The organism is Segeticoccus sp. (assembly GCF_035708005.1).
Genome location: NZ_DASSTI010000055.1, coordinates 1 through 16,894 on the forward strand (window position 1 = coordinate 1; position 16,894 = coordinate 16,894).

Sequence of the window (16,894 nt, forward strand, 5' to 3'; positions counted from 1 at the left end):
CAGGTCGTCGACCGACGGATCGTTCTCCACCTTGTCCAAGAGGTCCTGCAGGGCGGCGATCTCGTCCTCGGGCATGGCCGTTGCCGCCATGGCCGTCGCCGCGGGCTCGAGGATGCGACGGACCTCGAGGAAGTGCAGGACGGTGTCGTCCTGGTGGAAGTCGACGACGAACGCCATGGCATCGAGGAGCAGGCTCGGTTCGAGGCTCGTCACATAGGTGCCGTCGCCCTGCCGCACGTCGAGCACGTGGATGAGGGACAGCGCCTTGACCGCCTCCCGCAGGGAGTTCCGGGACAGCCCCAGCCGGCGGGCGAGGTCGGGCTCGCGCGGAAGCCGCGCGCCGGGGCGCAGCTCGCCCTCCATGATCATCTGCTTCAACTTGGTGATTGCCTCGTCGGTGACCGCCATGGCCGGTCCTCTCGCCGTGAACCCAGACATCCGATGCTTGGAGTCACCCTAACCAGCCGGACTGCGTCGCCGTCCCAGCCAAGACGTTTCGCCGCTGTGTCAGGCTCGAGGCCCCGTCCCGCCCCGGCAGCGGCCCCGCCTCGAGGCTCCGTCCCGCCCCGGCAGCAAACGATTGCTCACCTCTAGGCTGTGCCCGTGGCCAAGATCATCGACGTCGCCAACCGCGCCGGCGTGTCGGCGGCGACGGTGTCGCGTGCCCTCAACAACGTCGGGACGGTTGACCCCGCCCTGGCCGAACGCGTGCGCGCAGCCGCTGCCGAGCTCGGCTACCGGCCCAACGGTGTGGCACGCAACCTGCGCCGACAGCGCACCGACGTCTGGGCGCTGATCATCTCCGACATCGAGAACCCCTTCTTCACCGCCGTCGCGCGCGGCGTCGAGGACATCGCCCGCGAGCGGGGGTTCTCGGTCCTGCTGTGCAACGCCGACGAGGACAAGCACAAGGAGGACCGCTACCTGCAGGTCGCCGAGCAGGAGCAGGTGGCCGGCGTGATCATCTCCCCGAACATGCGGGGCAGCGACATCAGCCGCATGGTCCAGGCCTCGATCCCCGTGGTGACGATCGACCGCACGGTCCGGACGCCCGTGGACTCGGTCATGGTGCACTCGCGCGCCGGAGCCCGCGAGGCGACGGAGCACCTCTTCGCGAGCGGCTGGCGCCGCCCGGCGTGCATCACCGGCCCGGAGTACGCCGACACGGCCGAGCAGCGACTGCAGGGTTACCTCGACGCCGTGAAGGACGCGCGCCGGCGACCGGCCACCTCCCTCATCCGGCACACCAACTTCCAGGTGGAGGCCGCCCACGCCGCGACGCTGTCGCTGCTGGGGGAGCGCAGGCCACCGGACGCGTTCTTCGTCGCGAACGCCACGATGGCGCTCGGGGCCCTGCAGGCGCTGACGGACCGGGGACTCAAACCGGGACGGGACGTCGGGCTCGTCGCCTTCGACGACGCTCCGTGGGCGCGACTGGTCGACCCCCCGCTCACCGTCGTGGCGCAGCCGGCCTACGACATCGGCGCCACCGCGGCCCGGCTGCTGACCGAGCGCATCCAGCGCTCGGCACCGCAGCGCCCCCGCCACGTGACGCTGTCCACCGAACTCATCGTGCGCCAGAGCTCGCTGCGGCCGGGCTGAGCCGGAGGGCGCCACGTCACCACGCCGGGCGGTGCGCCTCCCGCGATGAGGCGAGCGGCCGACATACCCTCGTCGGCGCACGGGTGCAAGCGAGCGCCCCTGCCTGCGGCCCGCCCCGGGACCGCAGCATCCCTGCTGTCCCCGCTCGCGTCTGTCGAGGTGTCCCCATGATCCGGTTCGAGAACGTCATGAAGCGGTACTCGGCCAAGGACCGTCCCGCACTGGACGGGGTGAGCCTGGAGATCGAGCGCGGCGAGTTCGTCTTCGTCGTGGGCGCCTCCGGCTCGGGCAAGTCCACCCTGATGAGCCTGATCACGCACGAGCAGGTCGCCAGCTCCGGTGAGATCCTCGTCGCCGGCCGGGAGCTGCGGAGGCTGCCGAACCGCAAGGTGCCGGCCCTGCGCCGCGAGATCGGCACGGTCTTCCAGGACTTCCGGCTGCTGCCGGGCAAGACCGTCGAGCAGAACGTCGCCTTCGCGCTGCAGGTCCTCGGCCGCCCCCGGCACGTGGTCAAGCAGCTCGTCCCCGAGACGCTCGAGCTGGTCGGCCTCGAGGGCAAGGAGAAGCGCCTGCCGCACGAGCTGTCCGGAGGTGAGCAGCAGCGGGTGGCCATCGCCCGCGCCGTGGTGAAGAAGCCCGCCATCCTGCTCGCCGACGAGCCGACCGGCAACCTCGACCCGACGATCAGCCGTGAGATCGTCTCGGTGCTGGAGCGGATCAACCGCACGGGCACCACGCTGGTGGTCGCCACCCACGACAACGGCATCGTCGACACCTTCCGCAAGCGCGTCATCGAGCTCGACGAGGGACGGGTCGTGCGCGACCAGGCCCGCGGCGGCTACGCCCAGAGCGCCTGACCGGCCGCGCACGAGCCCCGAGACCTGCGAGAGAGACCCATGCGCCTGCAGTTCATCCTCAGCGAGATCGGCAACGGCCTGCGCCGCAACAAGTCGATGGCGATCTCCGTCGTCCTGGTGACGATGGTGTCGCTGTTCTTCCTCGGCTCCGGCCTGCTCGCCCAGCGGCAGGTCGACGTCGCCAAGGGCTACTGGTACGACAAGGTGCAGGTCTCCATCTTCCTGTGCACCGACCGCTCGGACTCCCGGGCCTGCCCCGACGGCGCCGTCACCGACGCCCAGCGCACCAAGGTCCACCAGGACCTCGAGGACCTCAAGCCGTTGGTCAAGAAGGTCTACCACGAGAGCTCGGCCCAGGCCTACGAACGCTTCAAGGAGCAGTTCAAGGGCAGTGACATCGTCAAGAACGTCCCCAAGGACTCGATGCCGGAGAGCTTCCGGGTGCAGCTGTCCGATCCCTCGAAGTACGAGGTGGTCTCCAGCGCCTTCGTCGGAGCGCCCGGCGTCGAGACCGTGCAGGACCAGCGCAAGCTGCTCGACAAGTTCTTCACGTTCCTGAACGTGTTGAGCCTCAGCGCGATCGGGCTGGCGGCCGTCATGGTCGTCTGTGCCGTGCTGCTGATCGCGACGACCATCCGCCAGACGGCCTTCAGCCGTCGCAAGGAGACCGGCATCATGCGGCTGGTGGGCGCCTCGGCGTTCGTGATCCACCTGCCCTTCGTCATCGAGACCCTGCTGGCGACCCTCGTCGGCGCCGGCCTGGCCGTCGGGTTGCTGTGGGGGATGGTCCACTACGGCATCAGTGGGTTCCTCGCCACCAACATCTCCGGCGACCTGATCAGCTTCATCGGCGTCGGCGACGTCTGGGCGATCGCGCCGTGGCTCGCCGCCGGTGGCGGAGTGCTCTCGATCCTCACCTCCTGGCTCACCCTCCGCCGGTACCTCCGGGTGTGATTGCCGATGACGCCGTATGACGCCCGCCGACACCCGGATGACGGCCCTGCACCGGTCCGGCCCGGACGCGCCGGGGCCAAGTTCCCCTGTTACTGCTGTGACGGCTGGTACCAATGATGGCTGTGACTCCTGAACGCGCGCGCTGCCGCAGATCGGCCTGGCAGCGGCTGACCGTCGGCGCGGTCGCGGCGTCCCTCGTGGGTGTTGCGGCCGTGGCGTCCGCCCCGTCGGGGGTTGCCGACCCGCACGACCGCAAGCGAGCCGTCGACAAGCACGTCACCCAGCTGCAGGGCGAGGTGCAGGACACCTCGGCCGCGCTGACGAAGGCCTACGCCACGCTCAAGCACACCAAGGCGCAGGTGGCGCAGGCCAAGAAGGACCTGAGCCGTGCCCAGGCCAAGCTCGCCGACGCCCAGGCCTACAACCAGAAGGTCGCGGCCCAGCTCGAGGTTGCCCAGGCCGACGAGGCCAAGGCCGAGGACCAGCTCAGCTCCACCAAGGCCAAGGCCCGGCAGACCCAGGACGTCGTCGGCGCGATCGCCCGCCGCAGCTACCAGCAGGGCGGCATGGGAGACCTCGACATGGCGTTGCAGGCGCTCGCCGGCAACGAGGACCTCGGCGACCGCATGGCCATGGTGGGCACGGTGCTGCGGGTCCAGAACGACGCCGTGCGCCGCCTGGCTGCCCAGCAGGCCGCGGCCACCGCCAACGAAGCGCACCTGTCGGCGGTGCGGCACCAGGTCGCCCTGCTCAAGGCGAAGGCGCAGGCCGCCGTCGAGCGGGCGCAGCAGGCGCGGGACGAGGCCGACCGCGCCAAGCGCGACCTCGAGAACCTCGCGGCCCAGCAGCAGCAGCACGCCCAGGAGTTCGAGAAGCAGAAGCGTGCGGAGCTGCAGCGGCTCGAGAAGGCGAAGGCCGAGTCCGCTCGGCTGCAGCGCAAGATCGAGGCGCTGGCCAAGGCCGCCCGGGAACGGGCCCGCCGGGAGGCCGCCCGCCGCGCCGCCCAGCAGCGCGCCGCCCGGGCCGATCAGCGCAGCGCGCCGGCTCCGGCCGCTCCGGCCGCCAGCGGCTTCCTCAGCTATCCGGTCAACGCCCCGATCACCTCAGAGTTCGGGATGCGGCTGCACCCGATCCTGCACATCTGGCGGCTGCACGCCGGCATGGACTTCGGCGCCGCCTGCGGCACTCCCGTGCACGCGGCCGCGTCCGGGACCGTCGTCAGCGCCGGACCCAACATCGAGGCCGGCCGCCTCGTCGTGATCGACAACGGCTGGCACCGCGGCACCGACCTGACGACGTGGTACGCCCACCTGTCCCGAATCGTGAAGTGGGGCGGTCACGTCAACCGCGGCGAGGTCATCGGTTACGTCGGCAACTTCGGCCTGTCCACCGGCTGCCACCTGCACTTCGAGACGCACAACAGCGGCAAGCCGGTCAACCCCCGCACCTGGTTCTGACCGGTCCCGACCGACGCGCCACCGACCGTCCGGGCCGCCCGTCCACAACCTGTTTCCGCGGGAGCGGGCACCGCAGGTAGCGTTGCCGGTCAGGGGAGCACTCGGCATACGAGGAGGAGGTGCGCGGTGCCCAAGGAGCAGGGTCGCAAGGTCGTGGCGCGCAACCGCAAGGCGCGGCACGACTACACGATCGAGGACACCTTCGAGGCGGGTCTGGCCCTCATGGGCACCGAGGTGAAGTCGCTGCGGATGGGGCGCGCCTCCCTCGTCGACGGTTTCGCCACCGAGCGGGACGGTGAACTCTGGCTCGAGGGCGTGCACATCCCCGAGTACGTCCAGGGCACGTGGACCAACCACTCCGCACGGCGGCGGCGCAAGCTGCTGCTGCACCGGCACGAGCTCGACAAGCTGATCGCCAAGTCACGCGAGGCCGGCCACACCATCGTGCCGCTGGAGCTGTACTTCAAGGACGGCCGCGCCAAGGTCGAGATCGGACTGGCCAAGGGCAAGCGGCAGTACGACAAGCGGCAGGCGCTGCGCGAGCGCCAGGACCAGCGCGAGGCACAGCGGGCGATGTCGCACCGCACCCACCGCTGAAGCGAACGAAGGGACGAGGGGTATGACGGGGGCTCACGTGGGCGGCGTGTGGTCGAGGGGGCAGCGCCACACCGGGTGGTTGGCGCTCCTGGCGGTCGTGGCCGCCCTGGCCATGGTGGTGGCGCTGCCGGCCGGCGCCGCGCACGCGGCGGCGGCCGGCGAGCGGATCCTGTCCTTCACGGCCACGTATGCCGTGCAGCCGGACGGGTCGGTGGACGTCACCGAGCGGATCCGCTGGCAGTTCGGGCCGGGGGAGCACCACGGCATCAAGCGCAACATCATCACCCGGCAGGGCTACGGCCAGTCGGGGGACAAGACCCGGCTCTACCCGTTGTCCGATGCGCGTGCGTCCAGTCCGACCGGGGCGCCGACCGCGATGGACACCAGTGAGTTCGGGGCGAGCACGGTGCTGCGGATCGGCGACCCGAACCAGACCGTGCATGGCACCCAGACCTACGTCGTGCACTACACGCTGGCGCACGTGGTCAACCTGATCGTGCCGAAGCAGCAGGCCAGCTCCGGGCCCAACGCGACGCGGCACGTCGAGCTCTACTGGAACGTGCTCGGCACGCAGACGACGATCCCGACCGACAAGGCCTCGATCACCGTCACCGGTCCCGGGAAGGTGACCGATGCTGCCTGCTACGTCGGTGCCACGCGCAGCGACCAACGCTGCCCCGCCAAGCCCGGCAGGGCGGCGCACTTCAGCGCGGTCGGGCTCGGTCCCCACCAGGGGATGACGGTGGTCGCCGCCTTCCCGGAGAAGGGCTTCACCGACACCTCCAAGGACATCGTCGCGCAGTCGCCGGAGGACGCTGGCGGCGGCGGAACCTCCCTGTCGGGGGACGCCGCGCGGGCCGTGACCCTGCTCAGCAGCGGGGTCGGGATCGCGGTGCCGCTGCTGACCGCGGGCTTCATGGGCCTCATGGTGTGGCGGAACGGCCGCGACGAGCGGTTCGCGGGCCTCACCCCCGGCGTCATCCCCGCGCCGGGGGAGCAGGTGGGCACGACGCGCGACGGCGCGGGTCCGGTGGCCGTGCGCTTCTCACCTCCGGACGGCGTCCGGCCCGGCCTCGTCGGGACGATCATCGACGAGGACGCCGGCACCATCGACGTGAGCGCCACCGTCGTCGACCTGGCGGTCCGAGGGCTCCTGCGCATCGAGGAGATCCCGTCCGGGGGCCTGGGAAAGCTGGTCGGCCGCAAGGACTGGCGGCTCACCCGGCTCGATCCCCCGGAGGGGCAGCAGCTGCTCCCCTACGAGCAGACCGTGCTGTCAGGGTTGTTCGCCAGCGGCAACGACGTGATGCTCTCGGAGCTGAAGAACCACTTCCACACCAGCCTCGAGTCGGCCAAGCGGCAGATGTATGCCGAGACGGTGCGCCGTGGGTGGTTCCGCCAGTCCCCGGAGCGCACGCGGAGCGCCTGGAAGACGTTCGGCACGGTGGTGTTCTTCGTCGGCGTGGCCTCCGGCTGGTTCTACGGCTTCGGCAGCAGCGACATCGACGCGCGCGGCGGACTCAGCCTGGGCATCCCCTCCGGGGTCATCCTCGCCCTGGGGCTGGCGCTCGCGGGCGCGCTGATCTGGGTGCTGGGCAAGCGGATGCCGGCGCGTACCGCCGTGGGCAGTGCGGTGCTGGCGCAGTCGGACGGCTTCCGGGAGTACCTCACCACGGCCGAGGCCGACCAGATCCGGTTCGAGGAGGCGCAGGACGTCTTCAGCCGCTACCTGCCCTACGCCATCGTCTTCGGCGTCGCCGACCGGTGGGCGCGGGTCTTCGGGCAGGTGGCGGAGGCGGCCGAGGCGGCGGGGCAGCCGTTGGTGATGCCGACGTGGTACCTGTTCGCGGGGTCGCCGAACTTCGGCGGGTTCGCCGGGATCGCCGACGGCGTCGACAACTTCTCCACCATGGCCAGCGGCACCTTCACCAGCACGCCGGGGTCCTCGGGCGGCAGTGGCTTCAGCGGCGGCGGGTTCGGCGGGGGCTTCTCCGGCGGCGGTGGCGGTGGAGGCGGCTCCAGCTCGTGGTGACCTCTTGACGTCTCGCGGTGCGATGCGGATCAGCAAGGACCGCGACGTCGCCCGGTTCCGCGGTCTTCGGCGCATGCCCGGCCCGGCAGCTGGACTGAGGTGTCAGGAGGCCATGCGGGTGACGCGTTCGATCGCCTCCCGCACCACTGCGGGGTCCTGCGGTGCGGTGTCCAGGGCACGGTGGATGGTCAGTCCCTCGATGAGGGCGTCCACGAGACGTGCGGTCGTCGGGTCGAAGTGCCGCTCCAGGGCGGCGCGGCTGCTGCGCATCCAGGCATTCGTCAGGTCGCGGTAGGCCGGATCCCGGGCGGCGAGGGTGTAGAGCTCGTGAGTCAGGACGAGGTCGTCCTGGGTTCCGAAGACGTCCTCGGTGATGAGCAGGGCGACGGCCTCCTTCGCCTCCGGCAGGTCACGCGCCGCGGCCATGCGCCGCTCGAACCGGTCACTGACCGATGCCGCGAACCGGGAGAACGCCTCGTGCAGCAGCTCTCCCATCCCGGCGAAGTGGTAGGTCATCGACCCGAGGGGCACGTCGGCGGCGGCCGCGACCAGCCGGTGGGAGGTCCCGGCCACGCCGCGCTCGGCGATGACCCCGAGGCAGGCGTCGATGATCCGCGCCCGGCGGTCCGGGTCGTGCCGACGCACGCGAAGGATCGGCTCAGCCGCACTCATGTGTACGATCGTACACATGCACGTCGATACGCGGGCCGAGCCTGTGCTGGCTGACCGGCGGGCGCGGATGGCTGTCGCCGCCCTGTTCCTCACCAACGGTGCGCTCTTTGCCAACCTCGTGCCGCGCTACCCCGAGATCAAGGCGGCGCTGCACCTCGCGAACACCGTCTACGGGCTGGCCGTCGCGGCGTTCCCCGCGGGGGCGATCGCGGCCGGCTTGGCGGCCGGCACCCTGATCCGCCGCTTCGGCTCGGCCCGGGTCGCGGTCGCCGGCACCCTCCTCACCGGGCTCTGCGTCGTGGTGGCGGGGCTGGCCCCCTCCCTGGCCTTGCTCGTCGCCGCCCTCTTCCTGGGTGGAGCGATGGACGCCTGCACCGACGTCGCCCAGAACGCGCACGGGCTGCGGGTGCAGCGCCGCTACGGCCGCTCGATCATCAACTCCTTCCACGCCGTGTGGTCCATCGGCGCCGTCCTCGGTGGCGCGATGGCCGCGGGCGCGATCGCCCTGCACGTCCCCCTCGGGCTGCACCTCGCCGTCTCCGGCGCGATCTTCTCGGCGCTCGCCCTCGTCGCCCTGCGGTTCTGCCTGCCCGGACGCGACGACGAGCAGACGGTCGAGGCGGTCTCCCACCTCGAGGAGACGGCGCCCGCGTCCCGAGGTGGCCTGAGCCCCCGGATCGCCCTCGTGCTCCTCGCGCTGGTGGTGATCGCGATCTGCGGCACCGTGGTGGAGGACGCCGGGAGCTCCTGGGCCACGCTCTACCTGTCCGCTTCGTTGAGCGCCCCCGCGGCGATCGCCGCCACCGGCTACATCGCGCTGGTCGGAGCCCAGTTCGTCGGTCGCATGATCGGCGACCGGCTGGTGGACCGCTTCGGCCAACGCGCCGTGGCGCGTGCCGGCGGAGTCATCACGGCCGTCGGTATGGGACTCGCACTGGCCTTCCCGACGGTGCTGGGCACGATCGGCGGGTTCGCCGCCGCGGGGTTCGGGGTGGCCACCCTCGTGCCTGCCGCGATGCAGGCGGCCGACGCGCTGCCCGGCCTGCGGCACGGGACCGGCCTGACCGTCGTCTCCTGGCTCATGCGCCTCGGGTTCCTGTTGTCACCACCGCTCGTCGGCACGGTCGCCGACACCGCCGGACTGCGGGTCGGCCTGCTGGTCGTCCCGATGGCGGGCGTCGTCGTCCTCCTCCTCGCCGGGGTCCTCCGCGGCAGAGCCCGATCCGATGCGCCCGCACCGCGAAGAGCCCGACCGGCGAGTAACGCCGAAAGTGCTGTGCCCGGACATCGGACGGCATAGCGTGGATCGTCTGCCATCCCGAGGCCACTGCGCCGCACGGGGCGCAAGAACGGAGGGCGTCATGAACGACCAGACACGCCTCGACCGTCGTGACAAGGACAGGACCAGGACCGCCCCGCCCCCGAGAGATTTCGACCCGTTGACCGCCGGGCCGAAGGACCTGGCCCGGTACGGGCTCCCGCAGCGACCCGATCCGCAGACCCAACCCGGTCTCGCCGCCTTGTGGGAGCGGCAGGCTCGCCGGTACCGCGCCTTCGACCACGTCGAGGCGCAGCTGCCCCAGCGGACCCCACAGCAGCGGGGGACGCCGGCGCTGGCCCCGCGTCTGGAGCCCACGCAGGTCTGTGGTTACACCCTCACGAGCGTGGCAGCGCCCTTCACCGCGCTGTTCGTGAAGTGGACCGTGCCGAACCTGCGCTACGTCTCGTCCACGCACGGCGCCGACCAGTTCCACACCTTCGTGAGCCTGGGCTTCCTCGATGTCCACGTCGAGATGGGGGTGGACGCCGCCGAGAACGTCAGCGCCAGGGTCACCGTGCCGGGCGTCGACCCGGTCGGCCTCCCGGTCGAGCCGGGGGACCTGATGAGCGGGTCGATGTGCCTGGACACGAATCCGCCCGGGCGGGCCACCTACGTGCTGGCGAACGAGACCCGGTCGCAGACGGTCAACTTCAGCTTCGACAGCGGGTACCCACCGGCAGTCACGGTCGAGGCAGGCATCAGCCGGGGCGCCCTCGACGACCCGTTCAACCCCTTGGCACGGTTCGGCGCCGTCTACTTCGACGAGATCTCCGCCTACACCACCGCGGGACCGCGCTCACTCACGAGCGGCCAGGCCGTCACGATGGCGGACGGCAACGGCGCGACGCTGGCACTGCCGGAGAGGCTCAACGACGATGCCTTCAGGGTGGTGTCGGCCGGCTGACCGGCCGGCCCAAGTCCGGTCAGGGCACCACGACGACGAGCAGGTCGCCGCCTTCCACCTGTTGCTGGCCGCTGATGGTGACCCGTTCAACCCGGCCGCCGACCGGGGTGGTGATGGCCGCCTCCATCTTCATCGCCTCGATGGTGGCGACGGTGGCGCCGGCCTCGACCGTGGCGCCCGGCTGGACCGCGAGGGTCACCACCCCGGCGAACGGCGCGGCGACCTGACCGGGCACGCTGGGGTTGGCCCGCTCGGTCGGCGTGACGTCGGCCTCCACGGAGCGGTCGCGGACCCGCACTGGACGCAGCTGCCCGTTGACGGTGCACATGACGGTGCGCATGCCCTGGGCGTCCGGCTCGCTGACTGCCTGCACGCCGAGCAGCAGCCGCTTGCCCGGCTCGAGGTCGACGGCGTGCTCCTGGCCGGGCGCGAGGCCGTGCAGGAACTCCCGGGTGGGCACGACGGACAGGTCGGAGTAGGCCGCCCGGGACTTCTCCAGCTGCTCGGTGGGGCCGGGGAAGAGCAGCCGGTTGAGCGTGGCGCGTGGTTCGGCGGCCAGCGCCCGCTGCTCGTCGTCGGTGAGGTCGCCGGCGGTGTGCCGGACGGTGCGCCCCTGGAGTGCCTTGGTGCGGAAGGGTTCCGGCCACCCGCCGGGCGGGTCGCCGAGGTCGCCGGCGAGGAACCCGATCACCGAGTCGGGAATGTCGAAGGAGGCGGGGTCGGCCTCGAACTTCGCTGTGTCCTGGGCGTCCACGCCGGCACCGACCAGCGCGAGGGCGAGGTCGCCGACGACCTTCGAGCTGGGCGTGACCTTGACCAGGTTGCCCAGGATCCGGTTGGCCGCGGCATACATGTCCTCGATCGCCTCGAAGCGGTCGGCGAGGCCGAGCGCCTTGGCCTGCTGACGCAGGTTGGACAGCTGGCCGCCGGGGATCTCGTGGGTGTAGACCCGGCCGGTGGGGGAGCGCAGCCCCGACTCGAACGGCTGGTAGAGCGCGCGGACCGCCTCCCAGTACGGCTCGAGGTCCATGACCGCGGTCAGGTCGAGGCCGGTGGCGCGTGACGTGCCGTCGGTGGCCGCCACCAGGGCGGACATCGAGGGCTGGCTGGTCGTGCCCGACATGGGCGCACTGGCGACGTCCACCGCGTCGACGCCGGCCTCGATCGCGGCGAGCAGGGTCGCGAGCTGGCCGCCGGCGGTGTCGTGGGTGTGCAGGTGCACCGGGAGGTCGAAGCGCTCGCGCAGCGCGGTCACCAGCCGGGTGGCCGCCGGCGCGCGCAGGAGGCCGGCCATGTCCTTGATCGCCAGCACGTGTGCGCCGGTGGCGACGATCCGCTCGGCGAGGCGCAGGTAGTAGTCGAGGGTGTAGAGCCGCTCGTCCGGGCTGGTGAGGTCCCCGGTGTAGCACAGCGCCACCTCCGCCACGGCCGTGCCGGTGCCCAGCACGGCCTCCACGGCCGGGCGCATCTGCTCGACGTCGTTGAGCGCGTCGAAGATCCGGAACACGTCCACCCCGGTGCGCGCCGCCTCGGTGACGAAGGCGTCGGTCACGCGGGTGGGGTAGGGCGTGTAGCCCACCGTGTTCCGCCCGCGCAGCAGCATCTGCAGCGGCAGGTTCGGCATCGCGGCCCGCAGCGCGGCGAGGCGCTCCCAGGGATCCTCGGCCAGGAAGCGCAGCGCCACGTCATACGTCGCCCCTCCCCACGCCTCGACGCTGAGCAGCTGCGGGGTCAGGCGGGCGACGTGGCCGGCGACCTGGACCAGGTCGCGGGTGCGCACCCGGGTGGCGAGCAGCGACTGGTGGGCGTCCCGGAACGTGGTGTCGGTGACGGCGACGTGCTGCTGCTCGCGCAGCTCCCGCGCGAAGGCGGCCGGCCCGGCGACGAGCAGGCGGTCCCGCGTGCCGGGCGGCGGTGGAGCGTCGAGGTCCAGCTGGGGCAGCTTGTCGGTGGGGGAGACCGAGGTGAGTGACTCGCCATACGGCTTGTTCACGGTGACGTCGGCCAGGTAGGTGAGCAGCCGTGTGCCCCGGTCGGCGGGAACCCGCGCCGTGGTGAGGTAGGGGCGCTCGTCGATGAACGAGGTGGACAGCCGGCCCGCGACGAAGTCGGGCTCCTCCAGCAGCGCCTGCAGGAAGGGGATGTTGGTGGAGACGCCGCGGATCCGGAACTCCGCCAACGCCCGTCGCGCCCGGTTCACCGCGGTGGGGAAGTCGCGCCCGCGGCAGGTGAGCTTGACCAGCATCGAGTCGAAATGGGCACCGATGCGGGCGCCGACGAAGACGGTGCCGCCGTCCAGCCGGACGCCCGCGCCGCCGGCGGACCGGTAGACGCTGATGGTGCCCGTGTCGGGGCGGAACCCGTTGGCGGGGTCCTCGGTGGTGATGCGGCACTGCAGCGCTGCCCCGCGGATGCGCAGGTCCTCCTGGCGCAGCCCGAGGTCGTCCAGGGTCGCGCCGGAGGCGATCCGCAGCTGGGAGCCGACGAGGTCGACGTCGGTGATCTCCTCGGTGACGGTGTGCTCGACCTGGATCCGCGGGTTCATCTCGATGAATCGGTAGCGCCCGTCCGGCGACAGGAGGAACTCCACCGTGCCGGCGTTGACGTAACCGATCTCCCGTGCGAAGGCGAGCGCATCGGCGCAGATCCGCTCGCGCAGCTCGGGATCGAGGCCCGGCGCCGGCGCGATCTCGACGACCTTCTGGTGCCGGCGCTGTACCGAGCAGTCCCGCTCGAACAGGTGCACCCGGCTGTCCGCGCTCGCGGCTCCCGCGACGTCGCCGCTGTTGCGCGCGTCGCAGAGCACCTGCACCTCGATGTGCCGCGGATTCACCACGGCCTCCTCGAGGAACACGGTCGGGTCGCCGAACGCCGACTCCGCCTCCCGCATCGCCGCGTCGAGGGCCGGGCGCAGCTGCTCGGCCCGCTCGACCCGCCGCATGCCCCGACCACCGCCGCCGGCGACCGCCTTGACGAACAGCGGGAACCCGACCTCCTCGGCCGCCGCCACCAGATCCTCGGCGTCCGCGCTCGGCGCCGAGCCGCGCAGCGTCGGCAGGCCCGCCGAACGGGCCGCCGCGATCGCCCGCGCCTTGTTGCCGGTCAGGTGCAGCACCTGCGCCGGCGGGCCGACGAACGTCAACCCGGCCGCGTCACACGCCTCGGCCAGCGCCGGGTTCTCCGACAGGAAGCCATAACCCGGATAGACCGCGTCCGCGCCGCACGCCACGGCGACCCGGACGATCTCCTCGGGGTCGAGGTACGCGCGGACCGGATGTCCGGGCTCCCCGATCTCGTAGGCCTCGTCGGCCTTGAGCCGGTGTTCGCTGGCGCGGTCCTCGTAGGGGAACACGGCGACCGTCGTCGCGCCGAGCTCGTGCGCGGCGCGGAAGGCGCGCACGGCGATCTCGCCGCGGTTGGCGACCAGGACCTTCTGGAACATCGGGGCTCCTTCGCTCCGGCGGACCATCTCGGACATTGCCTCGATGGTAGAAGTGTCTCGGCGGCACCTCCGGTGCCGTCACCATGGTGAGACGCGCCTCCGTAGGATGCGTGGACGCGGGAGACGCGGCAGCATGCTCATGCGAGGTCACGGTAGGTTCGGAGGCGGTATGGAGGCACAGCACGAGCAGGCTCGTAGCGCCCTGGAGGCGCAGTACGCGGCGATCCCGCCCGGCGAGCCGGTTCGGCTGGCCAAGCGGACCTCCAACCTCTTCCGCCCGCGCGCGGAGGCCGAGCGCCCCGGGCTCGACGTGAGCGGCTTCCACCGCGTGCTGTCCGTCGACCCGCAGGCCCGGACCTGTGACGTGCAGGCGATGACGACCTACGAGGACCTCGTCGGCGCGACCCTCGCGCACGGGCTGATGCCCCTCGTGGTCCCCCAGCTCAAGACGATCACCATTGGCGGCGCGGTGACCGGCCTCGGCATCGAGTCCTCCTCCTTCCGCAACGGGCTGCCCCACGAGTCGGTCCTGGAGCTGGAGGTGCTCACCGGCTCCGGTGACGTCGTCACCGCCACGCCCCACGGCGAGCACGCGGAGCTGTTCCGCACCTTCCCCAACTCCTACGGCTCGCTCGGCTATGCCACCCGGCTGCGGATCGAGCTGGAGCCTGTGTCGGCCGACGTCGCCCTCCGGCACGTCCGGTTCACCGACACCGACGCGCTCCAGCGCGCGATCGCCGAGATCACCGACACCCGGGAGTGGCAGGGCGAGCGGGTCGACGGGATGGACGGCGTCGCGTTCGCGCCGGGCGAGCTCTACCTGACCCTGGCGCGTTGGACCGACGAGGCCGGCGCGACCAGCGACTACACCGGGCAGCGCATCTACTACCGCTCGATCCAGCAGCGGTCGACCGACCTGCTGACGACCTACGACTACCTGTGGCGCTGGGACACCGACTGGTTCTGGTGCAGCGGCGCGTTCGGGGTGCAGCACCCGGTGGTGCGCCGGCTGTGGCCGCGCCGGCTCAAGCGGTCCGACGTCTACCACCGGCTGGTCGGGCTGGACCTCAAGTACCGCGTGATGGACCGCCTCGACCGTCGCGCCGGAAGGCCGAAGCGCGAGCGGGTCATCCAGGACATCGAGGTCCCGGTCGACCGGCTCGGGGACTTCCTGGACTGGTTCGACGACGAGGTCGGGATGCGGCCGGTGTGGCTCTGCCCGCTGCGCCTGCGGGAGCAGTCGCCGGTGTGGCCGTCGTACCCCCTGCGCCAGGGGACCACCTACGTCAACGTGGGCTTCTGGGGCGCAGTGCCGGTCGGGCCTGACGCCGACCAGGGGCCGCTGAACCGGGCCATCGAGGCCCAGGTCCACGAGCTCGACGGCCACAAGAGCCTCTACTCCGAGTCGTTCTACGACCCGGCCACCTTCGACGCGCTCTACGACGGTGCCAACCTGGCGGCGGTGAAGAAGCGCTACGACCCCGACGACCGACTGATGACCCTCTACGACAAGGCGGTGCGCAGACGATGAGTTCCCGGATCCCGATCGCCGAGGCGTTCGACCAGCTGCTCGTCGGCACGGTGCCGGTGCGGATCACGGCCTATGACGGCAGTGCCGCAGGCGCCGAGGACGCGGCCTTCGCCATCCACGTCAGGAACGAGCGAGGGCTGTCCTACCTCATGACCGCGCCCGGCGACCTCGGCCTCGGCCGGGCGTACGTCTCCGGCGACCTCGAGGTCAGCGGCGTGCACCCGGGCGACCCCTACCCGGCGCTGCGCGAGATCAAGAGTGGCCTGAAGTTCCGTCGGCCGGGCGCGGCGGAGGCGCTCGCGCTGGTGCGCGGTCTCGGCCTGGAGCACCTCAAGCCGCCGGTCCCGCCCGCCCAGGAGCACCTGCCCCGGTGGCGGCGCGCCGTCGAGGGCCTGCGGCACTCCCAGCAGCGGGACGCCGAGGTGATCCACCACCACTACGACGTCTCGAACCGCTTCTACGAGCTGGTGCTGGGGCCGTCGATGACCTACACCTGTGCGGTCTTCCCGAGCGAGGACGCCACGCTGGAGGAGGCGCAGGCCAACAAGTACGACCTGATCGCCCGCAAGCTCGACCTCCAGCAGGGGCAACGGCTGCTCGACGTCGGCTGCGGCTGGGGCGGCATGGTCCGTCACGCGGCCAGGGAGTACGGCGTTCGCGCGCTCGGTGTCACCCTCTCCCGGGAGCAGGCGACGTGGGCCCAGCAGCGGATCAAGGAGGAGGGGCTCGACCACCTGGCCGAGGTGCGTCACCTCGACTACCGCAACGTCGAGGAGCGCGACTTCGACGCGGTCAGCTCGATCGGCCTGACCGAGCACATCGGGGTGAAGAACTACCCGGCCTACTTCGGGTTCCTGCGGGACAGGCTCAAGCCGCACGGCCGGCTGCTCAACCACTGCATCACCCGGCCGCACAACAAGAAGGAGGACACGGGCGCGTTCATCGACCGCTACGTGTTCCCCGACGGCGAGCTCACCGGATCGGGACGGATCATCACCGAGGCGCAGGACGTCGGGCTCGAGGTGCAGCACGAGGAGAACTTCCGGGTGCACTACGCGAAGACGCTGGCCGGCTGGTGCCACAACCTCGTCGAGAACTGGGACGAGTGCGTCGCCGAGGTCGGTGAGGCCACCGCGAGGGTGTGGGGGCTCTACATGGCCGGGTCGCGACTCTCCTTCGAACGCAATGAGATCCAGCTGCACCACGTGCTCGCCACCAGGACCGACGCCGACGGCGTCAGCGGCTACCCGCTGCGGCACACGTTCGGCATCTGATGGCCTCTCGCGGCGGCCCGGCGTTGCCCGGCACGGTGCTCGCGCGCGAGGTGCTCAGCCCGCACCTGGTCCGGCTCGTCATCGGCAACCTCGACGGGTTCATGTCCACCGGCATTCCCGACGAGTGGGTGCCGCTGACCGTGCCCGGACAGTTCCAGACCCGCTACTACACGGTTCGGTCGTGGTTCGCCGGTGAGCTGGTGCTCGACGTCGTCGTGCACGACGAGGGGCTGGTCACCGAGTGGGCACAG

14 protein-coding genes are annotated in these 16,894 nt (G+C 71.5%); 11 read left to right on the forward strand and 3 right to left on the reverse strand.

Annotation, left to right across the window (positions count from 1 at the left end; all coding sequences use genetic code 11):
- The coding region (locus VFL99_RS06370; RefSeq protein ID WP_325105497.1) for a FadR/GntR family transcriptional regulator at positions 1–408 on the reverse strand (408 nt) is incomplete at its 3' end.
- A 195-nt stretch (positions 409–603) separates the two neighbouring features.
- Between VFL99_RS06370 and VFL99_RS06375 the strand changes: the two genes are divergently transcribed.
- The 6 genes from VFL99_RS06375 (at position 604) to VFL99_RS06400 (ending at position 7,499) form a co-directional block, all read left to right on the forward strand.
- A complete protein-coding gene (locus VFL99_RS06375) occupies positions 604–1,602 on the forward strand; it encodes a LacI family DNA-binding transcriptional regulator (RefSeq protein WP_325105498.1) in 999 nt (332 codons plus the stop codon).
- Positions 1,603–1,769: 167 nt separating this feature from the next.
- Positions 1,770–2,459 (forward strand): cell division ATP-binding protein FtsE, encoded by a 690-nt coding sequence (ftsE, locus tag VFL99_RS06380; protein WP_325105499.1) that lies wholly within the window; start codon positions 1,770–1,772, stop codon positions 2,457–2,459.
- 39 nt (positions 2,460–2,498) lie between these two features.
- Entirely contained in the window at positions 2,499–3,413 is a 915-nt protein-coding gene (gene ftsX, locus VFL99_RS06385) for a permease-like cell division protein FtsX (protein WP_325105500.1), read from the forward strand.
- A 212-nt stretch (positions 3,414–3,625) separates the two neighbouring features.
- Positions 3,626–4,870 (forward strand): peptidoglycan DD-metalloendopeptidase family protein, encoded by a 1,245-nt coding sequence (locus VFL99_RS06390; RefSeq protein WP_325105501.1) that lies wholly within the window; start codon positions 3,626–3,628, stop codon positions 4,868–4,870.
- Positions 4,871–4,996: 126 nt separating this feature from the next.
- Positions 4,997–5,467 carry an SsrA-binding protein SmpB gene (smpB, locus tag VFL99_RS06395; RefSeq protein ID WP_325105502.1) on the forward strand — a complete coding sequence of 157 codons (471 nt, stop codon included), beginning with the start codon at positions 4,997–4,999 and terminating at the stop codon, positions 5,465–5,467.
- Between the two features lie 22 nt (positions 5,468–5,489).
- Complete coding sequence (locus tag VFL99_RS06400) at positions 5,490–7,499, forward strand: DUF2207 domain-containing protein (protein ID WP_325105503.1); 2,010 nt, start codon at positions 5,490–5,492, stop codon at positions 7,497–7,499.
- Between the two features lie 102 nt (positions 7,500–7,601).
- Here VFL99_RS06400 and VFL99_RS06405 read toward each other — a convergent pair whose 3' ends face one another.
- Positions 7,602–8,171: a TetR/AcrR family transcriptional regulator gene (locus VFL99_RS06405; RefSeq protein ID WP_325105504.1), complete on the reverse strand. Its 570-nt coding sequence runs from the start codon at positions 8,169–8,171 to the stop codon at positions 7,602–7,604.
- Between the two features lie 16 nt (positions 8,172–8,187).
- Here VFL99_RS06405 and VFL99_RS06410 point away from each other — a divergent pair, with 16 nt between their 5' ends.
- Positions 8,188–9,471: an MFS transporter gene (locus VFL99_RS06410; RefSeq protein WP_325105505.1), complete on the forward strand. Its 1,284-nt coding sequence runs from the start codon at positions 8,188–8,190 to the stop codon at positions 9,469–9,471.
- Positions 9,472–9,532: 61 nt separating this feature from the next.
- A complete protein-coding gene (locus VFL99_RS06415) occupies positions 9,533–10,396 on the forward strand; it encodes a G1 family glutamic endopeptidase (RefSeq protein WP_325105506.1) in 864 nt (287 codons plus the stop codon).
- 19 nt (positions 10,397–10,415) lie between these two features.
- On the opposite strand, the gene VFL99_RS06420 is transcribed toward VFL99_RS06415, so the two are convergent.
- The gene (locus tag VFL99_RS06420) at positions 10,416–13,838 is read right to left on the reverse strand and encodes a pyruvate carboxylase (protein WP_325105509.1); all 3,423 of its coding nucleotides are present in this window, start codon (positions 13,836–13,838) and stop codon (positions 10,416–10,418) included.
- Positions 13,839–14,007: 169 nt separating this feature from the next.
- Here VFL99_RS06420 and VFL99_RS06425 point away from each other — a divergent pair, with 169 nt between their 5' ends.
- From VFL99_RS06425 to VFL99_RS06435, 3 genes are all read left to right on the forward strand, one after another.
- Positions 14,008–15,369, forward strand: a complete 1,362-nt coding sequence (locus tag VFL99_RS06425) for an FAD-binding oxidoreductase (protein WP_325105507.1) — start codon at positions 14,008–14,010, stop codon at positions 15,367–15,369.
- The gene (locus VFL99_RS06430) at positions 15,366–16,643 is read left to right on the forward strand and encodes a class I SAM-dependent methyltransferase (protein WP_325105508.1); all 1,278 of its coding nucleotides are present in this window, start codon (positions 15,366–15,368) and stop codon (positions 16,641–16,643) included. Before VFL99_RS06425 ends, VFL99_RS06430 begins: the two co-directional genes overlap by 4 nt.
- The coding region (locus tag VFL99_RS06435; protein WP_414713726.1) for an SIP domain-containing protein at positions 16,643–16,894 on the forward strand (252 nt) is incomplete at its 3' end. The genes VFL99_RS06430 and VFL99_RS06435, both read left to right, overlap by 1 nt.